This is a genomic window from Thermus islandicus DSM 21543 (assembly GCF_000421625.1).
In the GTDB taxonomy this organism is placed as follows: Bacteria; Deinococcota; Deinococci; order Deinococcales; family Thermaceae; genus Thermus; species Thermus islandicus.
Genome location: NZ_ATXJ01000001.1, coordinates 348,392 through 357,238, shown reverse-complemented (window position 1 = coordinate 357,238; position 8,847 = coordinate 348,392). Strand labels below are relative to the sequence as shown.

9 protein-coding genes and 1 pseudogene are annotated in these 8,847 nt (G+C 69.8%); 6 read left to right on the top strand and 4 right to left on the bottom strand.

Annotated features, from left to right (window positions below; all coding sequences use genetic code 11):
• Positions 1-15 precede the first annotated feature (15 nt).
• The 5 genes and pseudogenes from H531_RS12725 to pfkA all read left to right on the top strand — a co-directional run.
• Positions 16-330: pseudogene (locus H531_RS12725) on the top strand (glycerophosphodiester phosphodiesterase); the annotation flags it as partial.
• A gap of 43 nt (positions 331-373) precedes the next feature.
• Positions 374-901 (top strand): inorganic diphosphatase, encoded by a 528-nt coding sequence (locus H531_RS0101930; protein WP_022797678.1) that lies wholly within the window; start codon positions 374-376, stop codon positions 899-901.
• Between the two features lie 47 nt (positions 902-948).
• Positions 949-1,443 carry a hypothetical protein gene (locus tag H531_RS0101925; RefSeq protein WP_022797677.1) on the top strand — a complete coding sequence of 165 codons (495 nt, stop codon included), beginning with the start codon at positions 949-951 and terminating at the stop codon, positions 1,441-1,443.
• A 1-nt stretch (position 1,444) separates the two neighbouring features.
• Positions 1,445-2,236 (top strand): 16S rRNA (cytidine(1402)-2'-O)-methyltransferase, encoded by a 792-nt coding sequence (rsmI, locus tag H531_RS0101920; protein WP_022797676.1) that lies wholly within the window; start codon positions 1,445-1,447, stop codon positions 2,234-2,236.
• Complete coding sequence (pfkA, locus tag H531_RS0101915) at positions 2,233-3,201, top strand: 6-phosphofructokinase (RefSeq protein WP_022797675.1); 969 nt, start codon at positions 2,233-2,235, stop codon at positions 3,199-3,201. The genes rsmI and pfkA overlap by 4 nt, the downstream gene beginning before the upstream one ends.
• On the opposite strand, the gene H531_RS0101910 is transcribed toward pfkA, so the two are convergent.
• The 3 genes from H531_RS0101910 to pheS are packed head-to-tail and all read right to left on the bottom strand — an operon-like array spanning position 3,178 to position 7,049.
• Positions 3,178-3,639: a hypothetical protein gene (locus H531_RS0101910; protein WP_022797674.1), complete on the bottom strand. Its 462-nt coding sequence runs from the start codon at positions 3,637-3,639 to the stop codon at positions 3,178-3,180. The genes pfkA and H531_RS0101910 overlap by 24 nt on opposite strands.
• Before the next feature lie 9 nt (positions 3,640-3,648).
• On the bottom strand, positions 3,649-6,000 hold the full coding sequence (pheT, locus tag H531_RS0101905; RefSeq protein ID WP_022797673.1) for a phenylalanine--tRNA ligase subunit beta: 2,352 nt from the start codon (positions 5,998-6,000) through the stop codon (positions 3,649-3,651).
• Positions 5,997-7,049: a phenylalanine--tRNA ligase subunit alpha gene (gene pheS, locus H531_RS0101900; protein ID WP_156860441.1), complete on the bottom strand. Its 1,053-nt coding sequence runs from the start codon at positions 7,047-7,049 to the stop codon at positions 5,997-5,999. The genes pheT and pheS overlap by 4 nt, the downstream gene beginning before the upstream one ends.
• A gap of 32 nt (positions 7,050-7,081) precedes the next feature.
• On the opposite strand from pheS, the gene H531_RS0101895 reads away from it, so the two are divergent.
• Positions 7,082-7,744 carry a DUF5639 domain-containing protein gene (locus H531_RS0101895; RefSeq protein ID WP_022797671.1) on the top strand — a complete coding sequence of 221 codons (663 nt, stop codon included), beginning with the start codon at positions 7,082-7,084 and terminating at the stop codon, positions 7,742-7,744.
• Between the two features lie 52 nt (positions 7,745-7,796).
• Here the strand turns inward: H531_RS0101895 and H531_RS0101890 are convergent, their stop codons facing one another.
• Complete coding sequence (locus H531_RS0101890; RefSeq protein ID WP_022797670.1) at positions 7,797-8,846, bottom strand: MFS transporter; 1,050 nt, start codon at positions 8,844-8,846, stop codon at positions 7,797-7,799.
• Between the last annotated feature and the right edge of the window lies 1 nt (position 8,847).

Below are 8,847 nucleotides of genomic sequence, written 5' to 3'. Positions count from 1 at the left end.
TTGTATACTTCCCCCGTGCCCCTGCGGTTAGGCCACCGAGGCGTCCCCCAAGGGGTTCGGGAGAACACCTTGGAGGCGTTCAGAAAGGCCCTGGAGCTTGGCCTGGACGGCTTTGAGCTGGATGTCCACCTCACCCGGGACGGGGTCTTGGTGGTGCACCACGACTTCGCCCTGGAGGGCGTCCCCCCGAGGGAGCTTCCGGCCTACGTACCCCCCCTCGAGGCGGTCTTGCGCGCCTTTCCTGGCGCCTGGATCAACGTGGAGCTGAAGAGCCTTCCCCCCGAGACGGACGGCCAGAAGGAGGCTCTGGCCCGCCTCCTCGCCGCTTGGGGGGTAGACGCCTTGGTCCTGAGGCCCTCGTATAATGGGGGCCATGGCGAACCTGAAGAGCCTGCCGGTGGGAAAGGGCGCTCCTGAGGTGGTCCACATGGTCATTGAGGTGCCCCGGGGTTCCGGCAACAAGTACGAGTACGACCCCGAGCTGGGGGCGATCAAGCTAGACCGGGTCCTCCCCGGAGCCCAGTTTTACCCTGGGGACTACGGCTTCATCCCCTCCACCCTGGCCGAGGATGGGGATCCCCTGGACGGGCTTGTCCTCTCCACCTATCCCCTTCTGCCCGGGGTGGTGGTGGAGGTGCGGGTGGTGGGCCTCCTCCTCATGGAGGACGAGAAGGGCGGGGACGCCAAGATCATCGGCGTGGTAGCCGAGGACCAGCGCCTGGAGCACATCCGGGATATCGGCGATGTCCCCGAAGGGGTGAAGCAGGAGATCCAGCACTTCTTTGAGACCTACAAGGCCCTCGAGGCCAAGAAGGGCAAGTGGGTGCGGGTGACGGGCTGGCGGGACCGCAGCGCTGCCCTGGAAGAGGTCAGGGCCTGCATCGCCCGCTACCTGGGCTAGGGGGTCCCCTGCCCGCGAAGGGATAGAATCCCCTTGGAGGGGTGGCCATGCTCTGCCCGGTGTGCGGCGAGCCCCTGGACCTGGAGGGGTATGAGGCGGGGGACCTATTGGACTGCGAGGCCTGCGGCGCGGTTCTGCGCCTTCTTTCCGATGGCACCCTGGAGGTGGTGGAAGGACCCGAAGGTGGGGGCGAGCCCCTCTCGGGGCTGAGGGCCTACGGGGAAGGGGAGGAGGTGGTCCTCGCCTTCTCCCAAGGCGCCCTGGAGGAGGAGGTGCGCCTCCTCAAGGCCGAGCTCCTGGAGGCGCTGAGGCGCCTGGAGGAGGGCGTAGGGGAGGAGGCCCCCAAGGAGGCGGAGGACGAACCCAACCTGGAGCCCGACTACCTTACCGTGCACCTGGAGAGCGACCAGGGGCCCCTGGTCCTGCGCCGGATCCTTTTTGCCGGGGCCCCCGATGTCTTGGAGTTCACCCTCCCCTCGGGCGCCCTCTACCAGTTCCCCTTCCGGGAGGCGGTGCGGAGGCTGAGGCCTATCCTCCTCTAGCGTGCGCCTGGTCCTGGTCCCCACCCCCATCGGCCACCTCGAGGACATCACCCTGCGGGCCCTCCGGGTGCTTAGGGAGGCGGAGGTGGTGGCCTGCGAGGACACCCGCCGAACCGGCCTCCTCCTCCGGCACTACGGCATCCCTACCCCCACCCTGCGCCTGGACCAGCACACGGTGGGACGGGCGCGGGAGCTCCTCGCCCCTTACGGCTATGTGGCCTACGCCACGGACGCGGGCACGCCGGGGATTTCCGATCCCGGCGCAGAGCTGGTGCGCCTGGCCTTAGAATGGGGCTGGCGGGTGGAAGCGCTTCCCGGCCCCACCGCCCTCATTCCCGCCCTGGTGGCCTCGGGCCTGCCCACCCACCGCTTCACCTTTGAGGGCTTCCTGCCCAAGGCGGGGAGGGCGCGGCGGGAGCGGATAGAAGCCTTAGCCCGGGAGGGGAGGACCGCGGTGCTCTACGAGAGCCCCCACCGCCTAAGGAAGACCCTGGAGGACCTCCTGGAGGCCTTCGGGCAGGACCACCCCGTGGCCGTGGCCCGGGAGATCAGCAAGGTCCACGAGGAGGTTTTCCGGGGAACCCTTGGGGAGGCCCTGGAGCACTTCCAGGAGCCCAGAGGGGAGTTCGTTCTGGTCCTGGGGCCAAAGGGGCCGCCCGCCCTTAGGGCCGAGGCGGTTTTGCGGGAGCTGAAGGCCAAGGGCCTTTCCGGGAAGGCCCTCTTCCGGGCCTTGGTGGCGGCGGGGGTGCCCCGGAACGAGGCCTACCGCCTGAGCGTGGAGGAGGAGGTATGAAGCGGATCGGCGTCTTCACCAGCGGGGGCGATGCCCCGGGGATGAACGCGGCCATCCGGGCCGTGGTGCGCCAGGCCTACGCCCTGGGGCTCGAGGTGGTGGGCATACGCCGGGGCTACGCCGGCATGATCCAGGGGGAGATGGTGCCCCTAGGGGTGCGGGACGTGGCCAACATCCTGCAGCGGGGGGGGACCGTCCTCCTCACCGCCCGGAGCCAGGAGTTCCTGGGCGAGGAGGGCCGGGCCAAGGCCGCCGAGAGGCTTAAGGCGGCGGGGATAGAGGGCCTGGTGGCCATCGGCGGGGACGGGACCTTCCGCGGAGCCATGCGCCTTTTGGAGGAGCACCGGATTCCCGTGGTGGGGGTGCCCGGCACTATTGACAACGACCTTTTCGGCACCGACTACACCATCGGCTTTGACACCGCGGTGAACACCGCCCTCGAGGCCATAGACCGCATCCGGGACACCGCGGCCAGCCACGAGCGGGTCTTCTTCATTGAGGTCATGGGGCGCTCCTCGGGCTTCATCGCCTTGGACGTGGGCCTGGCGGGAGGGGCGGAGGTGATCGCCGTTCCCGAGGCTCCCCTGGACCCCAAGGCCATCGCCGAGGGCCTCCTGGAGTCCCAGAGGCGGGGGAAAACCAGCTCCATCGTGGTGGTGGCCGAGGGCGCCTACCCCGGGGGGGCGGCGGGGCTTCTTGCCGCCATCCAAGAGCACGTGCGGGTGGAGGCCCGGGTCACGGTCTTGGGCCACATCCAGCGGGGCGGGAGCCCCACGGCCAAGGACCGCATCCTGGCAAGCCGCCTGGGGGCGGCGGCCGTGGAGGCCCTGGCCGGGGGGACGAGCGGGGTGATGGTGGGGGAGGTGGAGGGGGAGGTGGAGCTCACCCCCTTAAGGGATGCGGTGGGGCGCAAGAAGGACATCAACCAGGCCCTCTTGGCCCTATCGCGGGTTCTCGCCCTTTAGGGAGAGGGCCTGCCGGAGCCACGGAGAGGTCCAAACGAGGCGGAAGGCCTCCCGGGCGAAGGGGCTTTGGCTCACCGCCTCATACACGGGGGTCGGGAGGCTGGCGGAGGGGTAGCGGAGGGTGCCCCCCACCTCTTCCCAGGGAAAGCCCGCAAAGAGGCTTAAGGCCAGGAAGAGCCCCAGGAGGAAGCCCCCCAGGGTGCCGAGGAGGGCCTCGAGGCCCTGGGAGAGGGGGGGCAGGGGGAGGCTTTTGGCGAGCATCCCCGCGAGGAGGCCGAGGCCAAGGCCCCACCCGGGCCCAGAGAGCCCGAGCTGGGCCAGGAGGAGGTAGAGAAGGATCCCTAGCCCCGCAAAGGCCGAGACGAGGCCACCCCGGTAGCCCAGGGCGATTCCCAGGGCCAGGCTGAAGAGGGCCAGGAGGTCTACCCAGGTGAGCATACCCCGAGTCTACTCCCGGATGCCCCAGCCCCGCTCCCGCAGGGCGGCCACCATCCGGGCCACGGCCCCGTCCACCTCCTCGTCCCTAAGGGTGCGCTCGGGGTGGCGGAAGCGGAGGTGGAAGGCCAGGCTCTTCCTGCCCTCGGGGAGGGGCGGGCCCTGGTAGAGGTCAAAGAGGGCGAGCGCCTCCAGGTAGGGCCCCGCCGCCTCCCTGAGGACCCCCTCCACCTCCCCGTAGGGGGTGGCCTCGGGCACCACCACCGCCAGGTCCCGGAGGGCCAGGGGGTAGCGGGAGGGGTCCTGGAAGGCGAAGGGCCTTTCGGGGAAGGGGAGGGTGAGTTCAAAGAGCCACACGGGAGGAAGCTCCAGGGCGCGGGCGATCTCCGGGTGGAGCTCCCCCAGAAAACCCCGCGCCTCCCCCTCTACCCAGGCCCTTCCCGAAACCCCGGGGTGGAGGAAGGGGTAGGGGTGGGCCTCCACCCGGAAGTCCAGGCCGAGCCGCCGGAAGAGGGCCTCCAGGTAGCCCTTGAGGAGGAAGAAGCCCGAAAGCCCCTCCCCCTGCCAGGGAAGCCCCAGCCCCTCCCCGAAGAGGAGGCCCGCCAGGTGGGTCTTCTCCTCCACCCGGCCCTCCCCGGCCCCGTAGACCCGGCCCACCTCAAAGAGGAGGGCCCTTTCGGGGCGGTCCAAGGCCAGGTTCTCCCGGAGCACCTTAAGGAGGCCGGGGAAGAGGTGGGTGCGGAGGGCGGCCTTCTCCGGGGCCAAGGGGTTTCGCAGGCGCAAGGGGAAGGGGGGGAGGCGGAACAGGGAGGCCTCCTCGGGGTCGGCGAAGCTGTAGGTGTAGACCTCTTGGAAGCCCAGGCCGGCAAGGTGCTCTCGGAGCCGCTCCGCCTTGCGGTAGGGGGCCTCCACCCCCCGGTTGTCGGGGGCGGGGAAGAAGGCGGGGAGGTCCAGGGGGATGGTCTCGTAGCCCTGGATGCGGGCCACCTCCTCCACCAGGTCCTCCTCCAGCCTCAGGTCCAGGCGGTGGCTGGGGGGGGTCACGAGGTACGGGCCCTCCCCCTCCACCCGGCAGCCAAGCCTCCTCAGGGCAGAAAGCTGCTCCTCTTCCGAATAACTGGTGCCAAGGAGGCGGTTGGCGTAGTCCGGGCGAAAGGGAATGGGGTCCGGGGGCTTGGGGCGCCCCTCCTCCAGGAGGGCCTCGGCCACCCGGGCCCCGGCCAGGGCCTGAAGAAGGCCCAGGGCCCGCCTTTGTGCCGGGACCTGGCCCAGGGGGTCCACCCCCCGCTCAAAGCGGTGGCTTGCCTCGGTGCGGAGGCCGTGGCGGCGGGCGGTTTTGCGGATGGCCACGGGGTCAAAGCAGGCCACCTCCAGGGCGATGGCCTCCGTGTCCTCCCTCACCTCGCTTTCCGCCCCGCCCATGACCCCCGCGAGGCCCAGGGGGACGCTTTCCCCTTCCCTTAGCCCTGCGATGACCAGGTCCTCGGGGTGGAGGAGGCGCTCCACCCCGTCCAGGGTGACGAGCCTCTCCCCTTCCCGGGCCCGGCGCACCCGGATCCCTGCCCCCACGAAGCGCAGGTCAAAGGCGTGCATGGGCTGGGCCCTTTCCAGCATCACGTAGTTGGTGATGTCCACGACGTTGTTGATGGGGCGCATCCCTGCGGCGAAGAGGGCCCGCTGGAGCCAGAGGGGGCTTGGGGCCACCTTAAGGCCGAAGGCGTAGCCCAGGGTGAAGTGGGGGGCGCCCTCGGGGTCGTCCACCTGGAGGCCGAAGGGGAGGGGCACCGCTTCCGCCTGAAAGGGGGCCTCAGGCTCCACCAGGGGGTAGCCCAGGGCGTGGAGGTCCCGGGCGAGGCCCAAAAGGCCCAGGGCGTCCGGGCGGTTCGGGGTGACCTCGAGGTCCAACACCACCTCCTCGGGCCAGGCCTCGGCCAAAGGGGTGCCGGGGGGGAGGGCGTCCTTTGGGAACTCCAGAAGCCCCCCGCCGTACTCTCCCACCCCGAGCTCCTTGGGGGAGAGGGCCATGCCGAAGGAGCGCACCCCCTGGATGACCCTTTCCCCCACCTTGAGGTCCCCAAGCTCCGTACCCGGGAGGGCCAGGGCCACGCCGATCCCCTCCCGGGCATTCCCCGCCCCCGAGACCACCTCCACCGCCCTTCCCGCCTCCAGGACCAGGCGCGTGAGCCGGGTGCCGGGGATGGGGCTCGCCTCCAGGACCCGGGCGAAGACCACGCCCTTTGGGATCCGGAAGACGCGCTCCATGCGGTCCGTCTCAAAGCCCAAGCCCGCGAGGCGCTCCTCGAGGACCTCGGGGCTTTCCAGCTCGGGCACGTACTGCTTCAGCCAGGAGAAGGGCACCCTCATAGGACCCCCTTGAACTGCTCCAGGAACTTGAGCCTCCCGCCGAAGAAGTAGCGGATGTCGGGGACGCCGTAGCGGAGCATGGCGAGCCTCTCCACCCCCAGGCCGAAGGCGAAGCCCGTGGCCTCCCCGTAGGCGGGGGGAAGGCCGAGCCTTTTTCGGTAGGCGTCCACCGCCTGGAAGACCCGGGGGTGGACCATCCCGGCCCCCCCCAGCTCCAACCACTTCCCGCCCTCGGGCCACCACACGGCGAACTGGGCCCCGGGCTCCACGAAGGGGAAGTAGGTGGGCTGGAAGCGGACCTTGGACTCAGGGCCAAAGAGGGCCTGGGCGAGCTCAAAAATCGCCCCCTTGAGGTGGGCCATGCTGATCCCCTCCCCCACCACCAGGCCCTCCAGCTGGTGGAAGACGGCCTCGTGGGTGGCGTCCGTCTCCTCGTAGCGGAAGACCCGCCCCGGGACCACGATGCGGAAAGGGGGGGTGTGGGCCACCATGTACCGGACCTGCATGGGGGAGGTGTGGGTGCGCAAAAGGAGCCTTCCCTCTACCGCTTCGCCCAGGGGCCCCGTCAGCCGGAGGCCCTCGCCCTCCAGCCAGAAGGTGTCCCACATATCCCGGGCGGGGTGGTGCTCGGGAATGTTCAGGGCATCAAAGTTGAAGAACTCGCTCTCCACCTCCGGTCCCTCCACCGCCTGGTAGCCCAGGGCCCGGAAGATCCCCACGAGCTCCCGCTCCATGAGGGTGATGGGATGGAGGCCCCCGGCGAAAAGGGCGACCCCCGGCAAGGAAACGTCCAGGCGCCTCCTTTCCAGGGCCTGCCTCAAGGCCTCCTCTTCCAGGGCCCGCTCCCGCTCCTCTAGGGCCTTTTCCAGGGCCTCCTTCAGGGCGTTTAGGGCCTGGCCCCGCCTGCGCCTTTCCTCCAGGGGCAGGGAGGCCAGGGCCTTCATCTCCTGGGTGAGGACGCCCCTTTTGCCCAGGTACCGGGCCTTGAGGGTCCTTAGGGCCTCGAGGTCTTGGGCTTCGCGTATGGCCTCCAGGGCTTCCCGTTCCAGCTCCTGCATCCTTTAGAGCGTACCATGAGCTCGTGGAGGTCCATGCCGCTGACCAGTACCTGGTGGCCCCGGGAGAGACCGGGCTTATGGAGGTCCACGAGGCCCTTAAGGGCACGGGCCTCTACCCTCCCTTCCCCCCCGTGGAGCTTCCGGGAGGGGTGGGCGGCCTCCTCCTCCGGGGGGGGTTCGCCCAAACCTTCTTCTTTCCCGCCGAGGTCCTGGGGGTAGCCTTCCGGACCCCTGGGGGGCGGAGGGTGGAGGCGGGAGGGGTGGTGGTGAAAAACGTCCAGGGTTACGACCTGGTGCGCCTCTTTGTGGGAAGCTTTGGCCTCCTGGGCACTCCCCTCCGGGCCGTGCTCCGCTTGAGGCCGGGGAGAGCGGGCCTCTTTCTTAGGCGCCCGTTTACAGGAAATTTTCCCGAAATCTACCCGAGGCCCCGCTTCCTCTTCGCCCTGGAGGAGAAGGGGGAGTGGTGGCTCTACGGCTTCCACTTCGGCCACGAAAGGGAGGTGGCCCGCTTCCTCGAGGCCTTCGGCGGGGAGGAGGTGGGGCCTTTGGACCTGCGGGGCCTCTTTCCCGGGGGCATGGGGGTAGGGGAAGGGCCCCTAAAGGACCTCCGCTTTGCTTGGAAGGACGGGGGGGAAACCCCTAGGCCTGGGGAGGCCTTCCTCCGGGTGGTGCAGGCCCTTTCCTGATCAGGGATATTCCCTTTGCTTTTGGATCCTGCGCTAAACACCTCGCGGGGTATTACCGGACCGGGGCTAAGAGAAAGGCCAGGAGGCCCAAGGCCAAGCCCAACCCCACCGCCAGGGGGAAGCTGTGGAGGAAGAGGGGGTAGAGGAGACCCGCCAGGGTGCCCCCCAGGTAGAAGCTGGCCACGTAGGCTCCGCTCACCCCCGGCCCCTTCCGCCCCGCGGCCCCCGAGGCCAGGCCTTGGGCGGTGAAGAGGGCGGCCATCATGAGGGCAAACCCCACCACCAGCCTCGGGGGCGGGAGGAGGAGGAGCCCCATCCCCAGCAGCGCTAAGAGGAAGGCCAAGCGAAAGGTGGCCACCGCGCCCAGCCTTCTGGCCAGGAGGCCGGAGAGGGCGCTTCCTGGGATGCCGAAGAGGTAGGCCAGGTACACGAGCCCCACCTGTCCCGGGCCGAAGCCCATCTCCAGAAGGCGGTAGGGGAGGAGGTTGGCCAGAAACAGGTTCAGAAAGAGGAGGATGCCCCCCACCAGGTAGAGGGGCCAGCCCCTTGGGTCGTAGCGGGGCGGGCCCAGAGGGGGTAGGCGGGAGGGGGCGTGGAGGACGAGGAGGCCAAGGAGAAGGGCGGGGAGGGAGAGGAGGAGGAGGGCTCCCCGCACCCCCACCCCTTCCGCCAACAGCCCCGCCAGGACCCGGCCTAACCCCCCGCCCAGGACGTTGCCCGCCATGTAGACCCCGGCCATCTCCAGGGCCCTCTGCGGGTAGAGGACGGGCACCAGGGCGATGGCCAGGGCCGGCACCAGGGCCGCTCCCATGCCCTGAAGCAGGCGGAAGAGGGTCCAGAGGAGGAGGCTCGGGCTCAAGGCCCCCAAAATCCCCCCGAGCCCCACCAGGAGCAGTCCCCCACCCAGGGCCATCCCCGAGGCCAGGGGAAGCCTAGGCACCAGGGGGGAGAGGAGGACGAGGAGGAGGAGGGGGAGGCCCATGCCCGGCCCTGCCGCCCCCGGGGGGGCGCCGAAGAGCCTCTCCAGAAGGGGAAGGAGGGGGACTGCGGCGTAGAGGGCGCTGTAGAGGGCCACCCCTGAGAGGACCACGGCCAGGCGCACG